This window comes from Sphingobium sp. KKT206 (assembly GCF_055640555.1).
The window spans coordinates 3,480,272-3,494,720 of record NZ_CM145764.1; the positions used below are offsets into that span (position 1 = coordinate 3,480,272).

Genomic DNA, 14,449 nt, shown 5'->3' on the forward strand with positions numbered 1-14,449 from the left:
TGGTTCGCGCCCGCGCTCGCCATTCAGGACTCTCATGACAGCCCCTACCCCCAAACGCCGTGCCCTGCCGACCACCGACAATGGTCCCATCGACAACACGCTCAATCGCATTCGCGTGGCCCAGCCGGGCATGGCGAAGGGGGCGAGCCGGATCGCCGATTATATCCTCGCCCAGCCCGAAAAGATCGTCGGCATGTCGGTGACCGAATTGTCCGAAGAGACGGGCGTGAGCGAAGGCAGCATCATCAATTTCTGTCGCGGTATCGGCCTGTCCGGCTTCCAGCAGATGAAGCTCAGCCTGGCCCAGGAAATCGTGCAACCGGTCCAGTTCATCCACGAAGATGTCACGCGCGATGACGACATGGACACCATCTGCCGGAAGGTATTTCATTCCGGCATTCAGGCCTTGCGCGATTCGCTGTCGGTGCTGGACCCCACCGCGCTGTCCCGCGCGGTCGACATGATCCGCGCGGCCAAGCGCGTGGAAGTCTATGGCATCGGCTCGTCCGCGCCGATCGCCGAGGACACGCATTATCGCATGTTGCGCATCGGCCTCGACGCGCGGGTGGTGGTCGATAGCCATGTGCAGGCGATCTGCGCATCCCGATGCGACCCCGATGTCGTCGTGCTGACCATCTCGCACAGCGGCGCCACGCATGAGACCGTGGCGGCCACCCGGCTGGCCAGGGAGGCGGGCGCGAAAACCATCGTCATCACCAATTTCGCCCGTTCGCCAATCCAGGCCTATGCCGACCTGGTCCTGTTCACCATGGCGCGCGAGACGAGTTTTCGCACCGAGGCGATGACCAGCCGGATCGCGCAGCTCTGCGTGGTCGATGCGCTGATCGCGGCCTTGGCGCTGGCGGATTATGAGCGCTCGACCGAGACGCTGCGCCAGACGTTCGACGTTCTGTCGATCAAGCGCTTTTGAGGCGCAACGCCGCTTACCAGTTGAGGATGTCGTCCAGGGTCAGCCCGGCATCCGGCCCGATGAGTATGGGGTAGATGCCATAATCGATCGCGCCTTTTCCGTCCGTTTCCGGATTGTCGCCGATCATCACGGCGTCATGCGGTGCGACGCCAGCGACTTCACAAGCGCGCGCAAACAGGAGGGGGCCGGGTTTGCCGACCGTCACCATAGGAGCAGTCGGTACACAGGCCAGCAAGGCCGCGAGCATCGCCCCGGTTTCCGGCACGATATGGCCATCGGGTCCGGGATGCGTCGTATCGACATTGGCGACGATCAGCTTCGCGCCTCGCTGCAGAGCGTTCGCTGCACGGCATAATTTGGCATAGGTAAAGCGCGTGTCGCGCGTCAGCAGGATCTGATCCGGCGCGTCCCGCACAAGCGTCAGCCCCATCTGCCGGGCATAGGCTTTGATCCGCGTCGTTCCGAGCAGCAAGGTGCGGGCCTCCGGCGTCTGCATGGCCAGGCGTACCGCTTCCGCACCGGCAAGGATGATCCGATCCGGCGCGATATGGACATTCGCCTGGTTCAATATGCGCATGAAATCTTCGGGCAGATGCGTCGAATTGTTGGACAGAATGACGACGCGATCCGCATGCCGCTCCAACAGCGTGCGCGCCGCCGGGATCAGAGTGTTGCCGATCATCACACAGCCGTCCCAGTCGAGGAATATGGCGGCGGCATTGTCGAAAGCGCATTTCGGCGATGGGGAAGAGGATGCCCCATATCGCATAATCTTCATTTGCATGAGCGACCCTTTGGCAACCTGCCTCCGAAATACTCATATATTTCATGTTGTAAAGTGAGATTATCTCAAAATAAGTTAGTGCTTATATCGTTTAAGAGGCGTTACATACCATCGGACACACTCGCTAGGGTCTCGCCGTGATGCCCTGTAAAAGCACAGGGTGAATGGGGCCTGCTCGGCGATATCAGCCTGTAGGGAATCGTATGACGATCGCCGTCCCGACCCGCATATCGCCCAATTCGACGCGGGCACCCATGCGCTGCGCGGCGGATCGGACGATCGCCAGGCCAAGGCCCGTGCCATCAGGCCCCTGCGCGCCGCCCAGCCGGACGAAACGCTCGAAGATCGCTTCCCGTTTGTCAGGCGGTATGCCGGGGCCGTCGTCACGGACGGCCAGCAGCGTTTCGCCCTGCCGCCGCGACAAGGTGATCGATACGGTGCCACCGCGACGGTTGTAGCGGATGCCATTGTCGATGAGGTTCGCGATGATCTCGAACGCCAAAGTGCGGTGGCCGGATATGCCATAATCCGTCCCGTCGTTTGCCTCCAGGTTGAGTTCGACACCGGCCATGATCGCCTGGTTGATCAGGCGGCTGATCACGGCGGAACAGACTTCCTTGAGGTCGACGGCCTCCAGCGGGGCGGACACGCCCGCTTCCTCGGCGCGGGCGAGCGCGAGAAGCTGGGTCACGAGCCGTTCAAGCCGCGTCACAGCATCGCTGATCTCGTCAAGGGCGCCGCTCGATCCGCGCCGGGCCAGCGCGACCTGCACCTTTAGCACGGACAAAGGCGTGCGCATCTGGTGCGACGCATCGGCGGTGAAGCGGCGCACGCCGCCGGTCGCCGTGTCGAGCTGCGCCAGCAACTGGTTGAACGCCGTTGCCAGCGGCTGCAACTCCCTAGGCAAGGGCCCGTTGTCGAGCGGCGAAAAATCCGGACGACTGCTCAGTTCTCGCGACTCGATCGCCTCCCGCAACCGGGCAAGCGGGCGCAGGCTCCACCCCAGCGCCGGGCGTAGCAGCAAGGCCGCCATCCCCACCAACACTAATTCTGCCAGCAGCAGCGCGCCCAACAGCCGATTGGTCAACGCCTTGCGATTGTCGAGCGTTTCGGCGATCTGCACGATGACGGGACGATCGATCCGGGGCAGCATCCGCTTCACCTCGCCGATGCGGATGTCCTGGTCACGATAGCGGGCGAAGCGGAAACGGGGCTGGTCGGTGACCAACGTTTCGGGGTCGGGCGCGGGCAGGTCGGCATAGCCGGTCAGCAATTCGCCTCCCACGGCGATGCGGTAATAGACATTGTCGCGTTCGCCATTTTCCAGCATGCCAAAGGCTGCGGGCGGCAGGTCGAGCGTCACGTCGCCCCGCTCGACCTGCACCGTTTCGGCAATGGCGCCCAGCGCGCCGCCCAAGACCCGGTCGTTGGTGCGGCGCACGACATCGGCGATCAGCGTCGCGCCGCCGATGCCGACAATCGCCGCCACCGCCAGCAACGGCCCCAGCATCGCCGCCAGCAAGCGGGTGCGCAGCGCAATGGCCTGGCGCGGTTCCGGGCCTGTCTCAGTCGGCATCGAGCATATAGCCAACCCCCCTCACCGTGCGGATACCGGGGCCATCGGGCGCCAGCTTGCCGCGCAGCCGGGTGACATGCACCTCGATCGCATTGCCGCCCACCGGCTCGTCGAAACCGAACACTTCGCCGATCAGCAATTCGCGCGGCACGACCTGGCCCGCACGGGTCGCCAGCGCGTCAAGCACCGCCAGTTCGCGGCGGCGCAAGTCCAGCGATCGCCCGGCAATGTCCGCCATGCCGGTCGAGCGGTTGATCGTCAGCGCGCCAACGACAAGCTGCGGTGTCGGATCGCCGCCGCGCCGCCGCCCCAGAGCGCGCACGCGGGCTTCCAGTTCTTCCGGCTCGAACGGCTTGCGCAGATAATCGTCCGCGCCCAGATCCAGCCCGCGCACGCGGTCGTCCAGTGCATCGCGCGCCGTCAGCATCAGGACGGGCGTGCGCGCGCCGCGCCTGCGCAATTCGGCCAGCACCGTGAAGCCGTCGATATCGGGAAGGCCAACGTCCAGTATCGCCAGCGCATAGGGTTCGCTGCCGATCACGGCCAAGGCATCCTCGCCGGTCGCGACATGATCGACGGCATGCCCCCCTGCACGGAGCAATGCCGAAATGCTGCGCGCCAGCGCGGCGTCGTCCTCGATGATCAAAATGCGGATGGGGCACCGGTTGCTGAAAGGTTGATGACAGGTTCCTTTTGTATGCCACCCTCGCATCTTATCCGAACATAGAGGCGGAAAGCGAGGAGATGGAGTGATGCGATGGGTTATTCTGAAGATAGCGATACTGGCAAGCCTGGCCGTGCCCGCCATCCCGGCGCGCGCGCAGCAGCGCCCGACCGGCTATCCGCGCTCCTATGACCAACTGATCGCCGCCGCGCGCGTCGAGCGGCAGGTCAGCGTCTACGCCAATGCCGATCGGGCCGAGATGGTGCCGATCATCCTCGCCTTCAAGCGCCGCTATCCCGGCGTCACCGTCAATTACGCCGACCTGGGCTCGGCCGAAATTGCCCGCCGCTTCCTGGCCGAGACACGCGCGCGAAAGCCGTCCGCCGATCTTGTCTGGTCATCCGCGATGGACCTGCAAGGCAAGCTGATCAACGATGGCTTCGCGCAGGCCTATGCCAGCCCGGAAAAGCCCGCTCTGCCCGCGCCGGCGGTGTGGAAGAATATGGGCTTTGGAGTCACGGCCGAACCGATCGGCTATGTCTACAACAGAAAGGCGATCCCGGCGGCGCGGGTACCGCGCACCCATGCCGCGCTTGAAGCGATGTTGCGGCGCGACCGCCGGGCGCTGACGGGCAAGGTCACCACCTTCGATCCGGCGCTGTCCAATGTCGGCTATCTGTACCTGACCGAAGATTTCGCGATTACCCGCGATACCCGGTCGCTGGTGGAGGCGATGGCCGCGACCCGGCCCGTGCTGGCCACGACAACGGAAGCGATGTTGCGCGCGGTGGCGCAAGGGCGGCAGGCGATCGCCTATAATGTCATCGGCTCCTACGCGCTGGAGCGGGCGCGGCGCGATCCCCGGATCGGCGTGGTCTTTCCGCAGGACTATACGATCGTCACCTCGCGCATTGCCTTCATCGCGCGTGACGCGCGCCATCCGGCGGCGGCAAAGCTGCTTCTTGATTTTCTGCTGTCGCGCCAGGGGCAATCGCTGCTGGCCCAGCACAGCCTTTGGCCGGTGCGGACGGACATCCGCGCCCGCCGCCTGCCCGCTGGCCAGGCCCGCCCGATCCGGGTCGGCCCCCAGCTTCTCGTCAATCTCGATCGCGTCAAACGCCAGCGTTTCCTGCGCGATTGGAACGATATTCTCGTCGCCGGAGCCAAAAGCCAATGACCTCGTCCTTCCTGCGCGGCGGTTGTGCCGCGCTGGCGCTGATCGCCGCTACGCCCGCTCTGGCCCAGGCACCGAGTAACGCCGACCTGGCCGATCTGGTGCGCGCGCAAGCGGCAGAGATTGCCATGCTGAAGGCGCGGCTCGACAAGCTGGAAGGACCGACGGCGGCCACGGTTGCGCCAGAGGCCATGGCCGCGCCGCAAATGGCGCAGCAGCAAGCCACCTCGCCGCCGATGATCGTCAGCCCGTTCGCACCGCAGATTGTGCCGCCTGGTCCTGCCGATATCGACGTGGCGCAAGCGCGCGCCATCGCGGCCGCTGAAGTCGGCCTGAAGACCGAATGGGGTGCGGGGCTGCCGGTATTCCGCAGCGCCGACGGCATATTCACCTACAAGCCGCGCGGCCGCATTCTGGTTGACGTCAGTTCCACCATGGGTTCGCGCTATGGTGGCCGCAACACCACCACGACTGGCATGCGCGCGCTGCGCCTGGGCCTAGAGGGCGGGGTTGGTCCCCATTTCTTCTACCAGTTCGAAACCGATTTCTCCGAAAATGAAGTGGATATCGTCACCGCCTTCATGGGCTGGCGCAACAAGATCAGCACCAATGTCGATTATGACGTGCGCGTCGGCCACCTGTTCAACGACCGCGCGTTCGAAGGCAGCACGGGCTCTGACTCCACGCCCTTCCTGGAGCGTGGTACGGTATCGACCGCCATCATTCCGCAACGCGGCTTCTACGGCATCGGCATCATGGGCCGGATGTTCGGCCCCAACTGGCATGCATCGGTCGCCATCACTGGTGACCGGGTCGACGGGCAACAGGCGACGAACGACAGCCGCACCGTGTCGGCACGCGCGCACTGGAACCCGGTCAAGACCGACAAGACCCTGTTGCATCTGGGCGCTTGGGGCTTCGATGAAGCCTTGTCGAACGCCGCGACCGTCCTGACGCGCAGCACCGTGATCGGCGGACGCTTCAACGGCGCGGTGCGGGTCAGTACGGGCGACCTGCTCGGCGGCCGGTCGACCACCGGCTATGGCGTCGAACTGGGCGGCTATAGCGGCGGCCTGTGGGTGATGGGCGAAGCGGGCCAGCGGATCGCCCGGCTCGACGCCGGTCGGCCTGATTTCAAGAGCAAGGCCTGGAGCGTATCGACCGGCTTTTTCCTGACCGGCGAACTGCCGCCTTACAACCCTCGCCTTGGCAGCTTCGGCCAGCCCAATGTGCTCGATCCCGTCCTCGACGGCGGCACCGGTGCGATCGAGCTGACCGCACGCTATGAAAATCTCGACTATACCGATCTGGCCCTGGGCGGCGAGGGTTGGGCCGCGACCGTAGGGGTCAACTGGTATCTCAACAGCTTCACCCGCTTTCAGCTCAACGGCATCCAGTGGCACAGCGACAATCGTGCCGGCACTTACACCGGCAGCGACGATGGCCAGACCATCTCCGCCCGCGTCGGCGTGACCTTCTGATCCCCCTTCCTCCAGTTCTTTCAAGGACGCAGCGATGAACCTCGCCCTGCTCGGCTTTCTCATGGTCGCCACCTTCATGACGCTGATCATGACCAAGAAGATGACGCCGCTGGTCGCGCTGATCGTCATTCCCTCCGTCTTCGGCGTCATCGCCGGGCAATCGGCGGGGCTGGGCGACATGATGATCGAGGGTATCAAGAATTTGGCGCCGACCGGCGTCATGCTGCTGTTCGCGATCCTCTTCTTCTCGATCATGACCGACACCGGCCTGTTCGATCCGCTGGTCGCGCGGCTGATCCGTATCGTGCATGGCGATCCAATGCTGATCCTGATCGGCAGCGTGGTGTTGTGCGCGCTCGTCAGCCTCGATGGCGATGGATCGACGACCTACATCATCACCATCGCCGCCTTGCTGCCGCTGTACAAAAGGTTCGGGATGAACCGGCTCTATCTATGCTGCCTATTGATGGTGACTAGCGGCGTGATGAACCTGACGCCATGGGGCGGGCCGACCGCCCGTGCCGCGAGCGCGCTGAAGCTGGACCCGGCCACGCTGTTCCTGCCGCTGATCCCCGGCATGATCGCGGGTCTCGCCTTTCTGGTCGGCCTTGCGGTCTGGTTCGGGCGGAAGGAACGCCGCCGCTTGGGCCATGTCAGCGTCCAGCAATCGCACGCGATGGCCGACCTGGCGGTCTCGCAATATCCAGAGGCGCGCCGCCCGCGTCTGATCTGGTTCAACGGTGCGCTGGTCGTGGCGCTGCTCACCCTGCTGGTCTGGGGCCTTTTACCGCTGTCGGTCCTGATGATGATCGCCTTCGCCATCGCCATGATCGTCAACTATCCGGGCGTCGCCGAGCAGAAGGAGCGGATCGCTGCCCATGCCGGCAATGTCCTGTCCGTCGTCTCCCTCATCTTCGCGGCGGGCATCTTCACCGGCATATTGGGCGGCACGGGCATGGTCGAGGCGATGAGCAAGGAAGTCGTCGGTTTCATTCCGCCTGCGCTCGGCCCTTATATGGCGCCGATCACGGCGCTGCTCAGCCTGCCCTTTACCTTCTTCATTTCCAACGATGCCTTCTATTTCGGCATGCTACCCATCCTGGCCGAAGCAGGTGCCCATTATGGCGTGGAGCCGATGGCCATCGCCCGCGCATCGCTGATGGGCCAGCCTGTCCATCTGCTCAGCCCGCTGGTGCCGTCCACCTATTTGCTGGTCAGCCTGGCCGGTATCGACCTGGCCGATCATCAGCGCTTCACCCTGCTGCCCGCAGCGGCGGTGTGCATCGTCATGACGCTGGTGGGCATGATCGCGCTGGCTTTCCCGCTGGTCGCCTGACGCAACCGGCGCGCCGGGGCCGATTAACTGAATAACAGGCGCGCCGACGCAGCGGCGCTGCCTTATCGCTGTTTCTTGGCCATTGTCGCTGTGAAATCGGGATCCTTGTTCGCCACCCAATCGACGAATTTGCGGATGTTGGGATTGTCCAGCAGGCCATCCACCACCATCCCGTGGCGCTGCAGCTCGGAATTGGTGAAATTCGCGATCAATGTCTGCTGGCATATGGGGTGCATGGGAACGACGTCCCGCCCGCCCCGGCTCTTGGGCACGGGATGATGCCACACGATGGTCTTGCCCGTCGGCCGACCGCACAGCCAGCAAGGAACGACCGGCGCTGGCACCTCCTCCTCGACATGCGAGTCATCATAGGAACCATGTTTCGAATGTTTGCGGGCCATCATCTACCTGAATGTCGTAAGATTATGCATCGTCCGTAGAACCACCACGGCGACATTACCACATCGGACATCCAGGCGCGGACCGCCGCATCAATACCATGTGCAATAAGGCACTATTTGCATGGCTGGCCTATTTCCAGACTGCACCTCGCATTGAATCATTTGGACTGGGGATTGCGTATAAAATAACCCCGCCGGAGCTAGCTCACGGCGGGGCCAAGGTTCAGGGAGATGTCGCTCCAAAGGGGGAAAGAAGCGACACCCTATATCTAGGGTCACCGGCAAGCGTTTCAAGGCCTTAGCTTCCAATGCCTCGTTCCACAGGGCGGTTCGCGTGGTGCCCAGCGTTTCCGGTCGCTTTGCGGCATCGCGCCTACGGGAATGGGTAAACCGTCCCGTTGGCGCGATGCGTAAAACGGACTCTGGCCGCTTGCTCTTAGCATTCAAATCCACTATCGCGAATCACTATCATTAGCGAAACTGATATGGGGGTTACTTTGTCCATTTTCCGCGTGGCGCTGTTTGCGTCTGTTTCCCTGTCGGCTTGGGCGTCGGTGGCTTCCGCACAGGATGCCCCTGCGGCGGCACCCGATGCAGCCATGGCCGATAGCGATCAGATCATCGTGACGGGCCGCGCGCAGCGCCTCTACCGCACCGAAACTACGACCGTCGGCAAAAGCGCCGAAGACCCGCTCGACATTCCGCAGGCCTTGCAGGTGATCAACAAGGATCTGTTTGCCGATCAAGGCGCGCGCGACGCGACCGACATCTATCGCAATATTTCGGGTGTCAGCTTCTTTAGCTATGCAGGCGTCACCTTCCGCGGCTTTCGCCAGGACCAGTCCTTCTACGACGGGATGCGCGGCAATCCGTTCATCGGCTTTTCCGTGCCCCAGCTTTTCAATATCGAACGGGTGGAAGTGTTGAAGGGACCGGCAGGGCTTTTCTTCGGCCCTGGTTCGCCCGGCGGCATCATCAACTATGTGTCGAAGGTGCCCGGCGATATCAGCGCCATGCGCCTGGTCGCGACGGCGGGCAATTATGATCGTCGCGGCATATCAGCCGAAGCGACCGGCCCGATCGACAAGGACGGGATCGTCACCTACCGCCTCGGCGGCTTTTACGAGGCGATGAACCCCTATCGGCGCAATACGAAGAATGTGTCGCTGATCGGAGATGGCGGCCTGGCGATCAAGACCAATGAGGGCGGCAAGCTGACGTTGCAGGCGACGGTCTATGACAATGATCTCCAAGCGAACCGCCTGCGCGGCATTTTGACCGACGATGACGGCAATTTCCTGACCGACATTCGCTGGAATGCCAACGAACCTACCGATTTTCTGCATTTGAAGTCGCAGGCCTATCAGGCGCGTTATGCGACCGCGATCGGGGAGCGGGTCACGTTCGACGCGGGGGTGCGCTATTTCAAGGCGACCGAGACGCAGCAATATCATGAGCCGCGCGGGTTGGTCGCTGGCAGCGATGACCTGGTCGCACGCGAGTTTCGCGATCAGATCCGTGACGTCGATGGCCTGTCCTTTTCGGCCAATCTGACGGCGCGGGTCGATTTGCTCGGCATGGAGCATAAGTTCCAGACCGGCGCGGATTGGTATGACGAAACGAGCGTGTTGAATTCGCGCATCTTGCGCGCAGGCGTGACGCCGCTCAGCCTCAGCAATCCCGTCTATACCAACAGCGCGCGCGACGTGGTGCGGGCCGCTTTGCTGCCCTTTACCGTCACGGATACGCGCACGAAGCGTCAGGGTGCCTATCTGCAGGACCAGATCAGCCTGACCGATGCCTTCATGCTGGTCGGTGGCGTGCGCTACGACAAGTTCGAGGACGCGGTTGTCAACGCCGCCGCTTATGAGGATGACGATATCACTTTCCGCACCGGCGCGATATACAAGCCGCGCAAGGATGTGTCCGTCTATCTGAGTTGGTCGCAAAGTTTCGAGCCGCAAACGGCCGCCAGCCAGAATGGCGATGTCGGTGGCCCCTTCGCCCCTGTCACCGGCGACCAGTTTGAAGGCGGCATCAAGACCGACCTGTTCGACGGCAGGCTCCAGGCCAATCTGGCCGCCTACCGCATCGTGCGCAAGAATATCCTCCAAGCCGATACCAGCCTGCCGCCTGTCAACGGCCAGGACCAGTTGCGTCCGATCGGCGAGGTGACGAGCAAGGGGTTCGAGATCGACCTGTCGACCGACATTACCGCCAATTGGGTGGCGCTGGTCAATTATGGTTATAATGACACGAAGATCACCGGCACGATCGCGGGCCAGGCGATCACCAACGCCGTCGGCAATCGCTTCGCCAATGCGCCCAAGCATAAGGTCGGCTTCTGGACCCGCTATCAGGTGCCGGCGATCGACGCCGCCTTTGCGGTGGGGGGTGAGCATGTGTCGAAGCGCATCAGCCTGTCGGGGCAGACCGTCAAACCCTATACGATCTTCGACGCATCGATCACCAAGGGGCTTGGCTTTGCCGAACTGATGCTGCGGGTCGATAATATGTTCGACAAGGTCTATGCCGCATCGGGCTTTTCGGCGCAGAGCGGGCATTTTCCGGGCGAGCCGCGGACATTCCTGGCCGAACTGCGCTTTCAATTCTGACTATGGATCAGCTGCGCGTGAAAAAGGGTCGGTCGCTCTGGTGGGTGGTGCATAGCTGGATCGGCCTCAAACTGTCGATCTTCCTGACCTTCATCCTGGCGACGGGCACCTTCGCCGTGTTCGCGCATGAAATCGACTGGCTGGCGACGCCCGCGATGCGGGTATCGCCCCGGTCGGAACCCGTCGCATCCTGGGGGGCGTTGGCGCAGGCGGCGGCCCGCGCCGCGCCCGATGCCCGGCTCCAGACCCTCTATGCGCCGATCGACCCCTGGTTTGCGGTCGAAGCCTGGGTCAGTCGCGGCAAGGGCGCGCCAGACCGTGTCTATATCGATCCGTGGACGGCAAAGGTTACAGGCAGGCATGGATGGGCCAGTGTCCACCGCTTCCTGCGGCAGGCCCATCGCCACCTGATGCTGCCGACGAAGATCGGCATACCGATCGTCTGTTCGCTCGCCCTGCTGCTGGCGGCCTCTTTGGTGTCGGGCATCGTCACCTACAAGAAATGGTGGCGCGGCTTCTTCCGAGCGCCGCGCGGCGGCGATGGGCGGCGGATGACGGGCGACCTGCATCGCCTGATGGGCCTGTGGAGCTTGTGGTTCGTGGCGCTGATCACGCTGACGGGCCTATGGTATCTGGTGGAGACATTGGGCGGGAACGCCAAGGTGCCCAAATTACCGGAAGTGGCGGCTGGTGCGATGCCGACCGGGGCCGCGCTGGACCGGCTGGTCGCCGTCGCGCGCCGCGCCGATCCTGCGCTCGATATTCGGGAAATCCGCTTCACGCCCGACAATGGCGTCATCTTCCTCGGCCAGTCCTCCGCCTGGCTGGTGCGCGATCGCGCCAATGCGGTGGTCGTCGATCCGGCGACATCGCGCGTCGTCGCGCAGCTGGATGGCCGCACGTTGAGCGCGCATCAGCGCATTTCCGAAATGGCCGATCCGCTACATTTCGGCACCTTCGGCGGCCTGTGGACCAAAGTCCTCTGGTTCCTGTTCGGCGCGCTGCTGACGGCGATGGCCGTCACCGGCACGATGATCTACGCGATGCGGCTGGCCCGATCTTCGCGATCCGACGCGGGCAGCCTGAAGATCGCCTGGCAGGGCATGGGCGCCTGGGGATATGTCGGCATCGCCCTCATTCTCCTGACGCTCATCCTGACACCGGGGGCGATCGGTGGGGCGAGTTGAAGGACGGTTGGCTTCGCTACAGTCGAAGCCTGAACCCCATTCGGATCACAGGCTGCGTTTTCCCCTTTTACTCTGACAGGGCCTCATTCACGCCTATGGCTGCGGCCGCTGAGCTGCTACCCTTGGCCGATTGCGACGATCGCGCCTAGACGCTGACGTTGGATAAAGGATGGAGATGCTAGGAATGCGGATGCGGTGGTTATGTCTGTTCGCCATCTCGGCAGGATCGAGCGGTCCTGCGATGACGCAACTACCCGCCATGCCCGACATTCCCCGCGTGGCCCCATCTGAGCGCCCCGAAGACAGGCATTTCCGGGTCGTCATCCCGAACCGCCCGGCACCGACGCCGATCATCCTGCATGTGTCGCCGCAGGGGTCGGACGACGGCGATGGATCGGCGCGCAAGCCCTTTGCCTCGCTGGTCCGCGCGCAAAAGGCGGTGCGGAGCCTCAACCGCGACCATGATGTGACGGTCTCTTTGGCGGCGGGAACCTACCGCCTGAACGCCCCCTTGCGCTTTAGTGCCGGAGACGGCGGTCAGAATGGCTATACGGTGCGGTGGGAGGGCGCGCCGGGCACACGCGCCATCCTGTCGGGCGGTCAACCGGTCACCGGCTGGCGGCAAGTCGACCAGCAGCGGAATATCTGGGCGGCCAGCGTTCCTGCGGGCACGGACCCCCGGCAATTGACCGTCGCGGGGAAACTCGCGCCACGCGCCTCGGTCGAAATCCCGCGGACCGCCGTCGCTTTCCATCCTTGGGGACTGGAGATCAAGGATGCGGCCTGGCGCTTTCTGGCGCAACTCCCCGGTCAGAGCCGCATCGAAGTGGAAGGCATGAGCTGGTTCACCCATCGCCATGCCATGGTCGACCGTATCGAAGGCGACAGGATCATCATGCAGCAACCGGGATGGCGCAATAATCTGGTCGGCTATGACACGATGGCGCGACCGGTATCGGCCGAAGTCGCGCGCCTCTTCCTGGTGAATGCCCTCGCCTTCCTGCGGGAGCCGGGCCAATGGTTCGTCGATCCGAAGGCCGGGCAACTCTATTACAAGCCCCGGCCGGGCGAGGATATGAGCCAAATTGACGTCGTCCTGCCGCGGCTGGAACATCTGCTGTCGATCGCGGGCAGCTATGACGAACCCGTCCGCGATCTCGAATTTCGTCGCTTGCAATTCAGCCATACGAGCTGGCTGCAGCCGTCGGGACCGGAGGGCTATGCCAGCCAGCAGAGCGGCGCCTATCTGGCGGGCGAACTGGTCGATTATCCCGCCGATCCGATCCGCGATTGCAGCTGGGGTTGCGCATCCTTCGAACGGATGCGCAACCGGTGGAGTCAGCAGCCCGCCGCAGTACAGGTCGCTGCGGCCCGGCGCATCGTCTTTGACGACGATCGCTTTTCGCAACTGGGGCAGATCGCGCTCGGCATCGGTACCAACCCGGAAGCCAATGAAAGCGGCGTGGGCCTTGGCACGTCGGCGATCGAGGTGACGAACAACGAATTTGCCGATCTGGCTGGCGGCGCGATCATGGCGGGCGGGGTACAGCCGGACGCGCATCATCCAACCCGGCCTGAGATGGGCTTGCGCGACATAATCATCCGCAACAACCGGATCGAAGGGGTGTCGCGCGATTATAAGGAACAGTCGGCGATCCTCGTCACCTATGCGTCCGGCACGCTCATCCTGAACAACGACGTCTCCGACGCGCCCTATGACGGCATCGATGTCGGCTGGGGGTGGGGTGCCAATGATCCGGGCGGCAGCGCCGAATATTGGCGCAAGCAACGCGGCTATTATGACCAGCCCGGCAACATCGTCTATGATACGCCCACGACCCTGCGCGACACCGTGGTCATGGGGAACCGGGTCAGCCGGGTGAAACAATGGTTCCCCGACGGCGGCGCCATCTATCATCTGTCCGCTGATCCCGGCGCGCTGATCGCGGAAAATTACATATCCGACATCGCCGGATCGGGCGGGATCGGCATCTATCTGGACGAAGGGTCGCGCTATGTCACCGTGCGCAACAATGTCATCGACCGGGTCGGCGGCGTCTGGCTCAACCTCAACACCCAGTCGCATATCGCGCCGCGGCGCACGGCGTTGGACAATGTCGCCACGGCCAACTGGTATAATAGCGGCAAGCTCAACGGCGAATGGAGCGCCTATCTCAACAATCGCGCCACGGACAATGTGGCGGTGGTCGGAAACCAATGGCCAGCGGAGGCCAAGCGCGTGATCGACGCGAGTGGCGTGCGACCGGCGGAGGCCGCCGGTCGCTGACGGACGAAATCAA

Annotated in this window: 11 protein-coding genes; 7 read left to right on the plus strand and 4 right to left on the minus strand. The window is 63.5% G+C overall.

Annotated elements, in window-relative coordinates; translation table 11 throughout:
• The first annotated feature begins 34 nt into the window (after nt 1-34).
• Nucleotides 35-931 (plus strand): MurR/RpiR family transcriptional regulator, encoded by an 897-nt coding sequence (locus tag ACZ2HM_RS16875; protein ID WP_037476176.1) that lies wholly within the window; start codon nt 35-37, stop codon nt 929-931.
• Between the two features lie 13 nt (nt 932-944).
• On the opposite strand, the gene ACZ2HM_RS16880 is transcribed toward ACZ2HM_RS16875, so the two are convergent.
• The 3 genes from ACZ2HM_RS16880 to ACZ2HM_RS16890 all read right to left on the minus strand — a co-directional run bounded on the left by ACZ2HM_RS16880 (nt 945) and on the right by ACZ2HM_RS16890 (nt 3,934).
• Nucleotides 945-1,613 carry an HAD hydrolase-like protein gene (locus ACZ2HM_RS16880; protein ID WP_237748876.1) on the minus strand — a complete coding sequence of 223 codons (669 nt, stop codon included), beginning with the start codon at nt 1,611-1,613 and terminating at the stop codon, nt 945-947.
• Between the two features lie 286 nt (nt 1,614-1,899).
• Nucleotides 1,900-3,291, minus strand: coding sequence for a sensor histidine kinase (locus ACZ2HM_RS16885; protein WP_037476178.1), 1,392 nt, complete (start codon nt 3,289-3,291; stop codon nt 1,900-1,902).
• Complete coding sequence (locus ACZ2HM_RS16890; protein ID WP_037478628.1) at nt 3,281-3,934, minus strand: response regulator; 654 nt, start codon at nt 3,932-3,934, stop codon at nt 3,281-3,283. The genes ACZ2HM_RS16885 and ACZ2HM_RS16890 overlap by 11 nt, the downstream gene beginning before the upstream one ends.
• A gap of 109 nt (nt 3,935-4,043) precedes the next feature.
• On the opposite strand from ACZ2HM_RS16890, the gene ACZ2HM_RS16895 reads away from it, so the two are divergent.
• Genes ACZ2HM_RS16895 through ACZ2HM_RS16905 form a run of 3 tightly spaced genes read left to right on the plus strand, consistent with a single transcriptional unit; the run spans nt 4,044 to nt 7,946 of the window.
• On the plus strand, nt 4,044-5,132 hold the full coding sequence (locus ACZ2HM_RS16895; RefSeq protein WP_037476182.1) for an ABC transporter substrate-binding protein: 1,089 nt from the start codon (nt 4,044-4,046) through the stop codon (nt 5,130-5,132).
• A complete protein-coding gene (locus tag ACZ2HM_RS16900) occupies nt 5,129-6,610 on the plus strand; it encodes an OprO/OprP family phosphate-selective porin (RefSeq protein ID WP_470425771.1) in 1,482 nt (493 codons plus the stop codon). Before ACZ2HM_RS16895 ends, ACZ2HM_RS16900 begins: the two co-directional genes overlap by 4 nt.
• Before the next feature lie 34 nt (nt 6,611-6,644).
• Complete coding sequence (locus ACZ2HM_RS16905) at nt 6,645-7,946, plus strand: CitMHS family transporter (RefSeq protein ID WP_037476188.1); 1,302 nt, start codon at nt 6,645-6,647, stop codon at nt 7,944-7,946.
• Nucleotides 7,947-8,008: 62 nt separating this feature from the next.
• On the opposite strand, the gene ACZ2HM_RS16910 is transcribed toward ACZ2HM_RS16905, so the two are convergent.
• Nucleotides 8,009-8,347, minus strand: coding sequence for a hypothetical protein (locus ACZ2HM_RS16910; RefSeq protein WP_470426874.1), 339 nt, complete (start codon nt 8,345-8,347; stop codon nt 8,009-8,011).
• A gap of 497 nt (nt 8,348-8,844) precedes the next feature.
• On the opposite strand from ACZ2HM_RS16910, the gene ACZ2HM_RS16915 reads away from it, so the two are divergent.
• The 3 genes from ACZ2HM_RS16915 to ACZ2HM_RS16925 all read left to right on the plus strand — a co-directional run bounded on the left by ACZ2HM_RS16915 (nt 8,845) and on the right by ACZ2HM_RS16925 (nt 14,436).
• Nucleotides 8,845-10,962, plus strand: a complete 2,118-nt coding sequence (locus tag ACZ2HM_RS16915) for a TonB-dependent siderophore receptor (RefSeq protein WP_052027786.1) — start codon at nt 8,845-8,847, stop codon at nt 10,960-10,962.
• Nucleotides 10,963-10,979: 17 nt separating this feature from the next.
• On the plus strand, nt 10,980-12,149 hold the full coding sequence (locus tag ACZ2HM_RS16920) for a PepSY-associated TM helix domain-containing protein (RefSeq protein WP_237236489.1): 1,170 nt from the start codon (nt 10,980-10,982) through the stop codon (nt 12,147-12,149).
• A gap of 190 nt (nt 12,150-12,339) precedes the next feature.
• Nucleotides 12,340-14,436, plus strand: coding sequence for a right-handed parallel beta-helix repeat-containing protein (locus tag ACZ2HM_RS16925; protein WP_470425772.1), 2,097 nt, complete (start codon nt 12,340-12,342; stop codon nt 14,434-14,436).
• Nucleotides 14,437-14,449: the final 13 nt, after the last annotated feature.

Bases quoted from the DNA above. Each gene is read 5' to 3' on its own strand.
- ACZ2HM_RS16900 (WP_470425771.1), top strand. From the start codon at position 5,129: ATGACCTCGTCCTTCCTGCGCGGCGGTTGTGCCGCGCTGGCGCTGATC.
- ACZ2HM_RS16905 (WP_037476188.1), top strand. From the start codon at position 6,645: ATGAACCTCGCCCTGCTCGGCTTTCTCATGGTCGCCACCTTCATGACG.
- ACZ2HM_RS16875 (WP_037476176.1), top strand. From the start codon at position 35: ATGACAGCCCCTACCCCCAAACGCCGTGCCCTGCCGACCACCGACAAT.
- ACZ2HM_RS16885 (WP_037476178.1), bottom strand. From the start codon at position 3,291: ATGCCGACTGAGACAGGCCCGGAACCGCGCCAGGCCATTGCGCTGCGC.
- ACZ2HM_RS16880 (WP_237748876.1), bottom strand. From the start codon at position 1,613: ATGATCGGCAACACTCTGATCCCGGCGGCGCGCACGCTGTTGGAGCGG.
- ACZ2HM_RS16895 (WP_037476182.1), top strand. From the start codon at position 4,044: ATGCGATGGGTTATTCTGAAGATAGCGATACTGGCAAGCCTGGCCGTG.
- ACZ2HM_RS16910 (WP_470426874.1), bottom strand. From the start codon at position 8,347: ATGGCCCGCAAACATTCGAAACATGGTTCCTATGATGACTCGCATGTC.
- ACZ2HM_RS16925 (WP_470425772.1), top strand. From the start codon at position 12,340: ATGCGGTGGTTATGTCTGTTCGCCATCTCGGCAGGATCGAGCGGTCCT.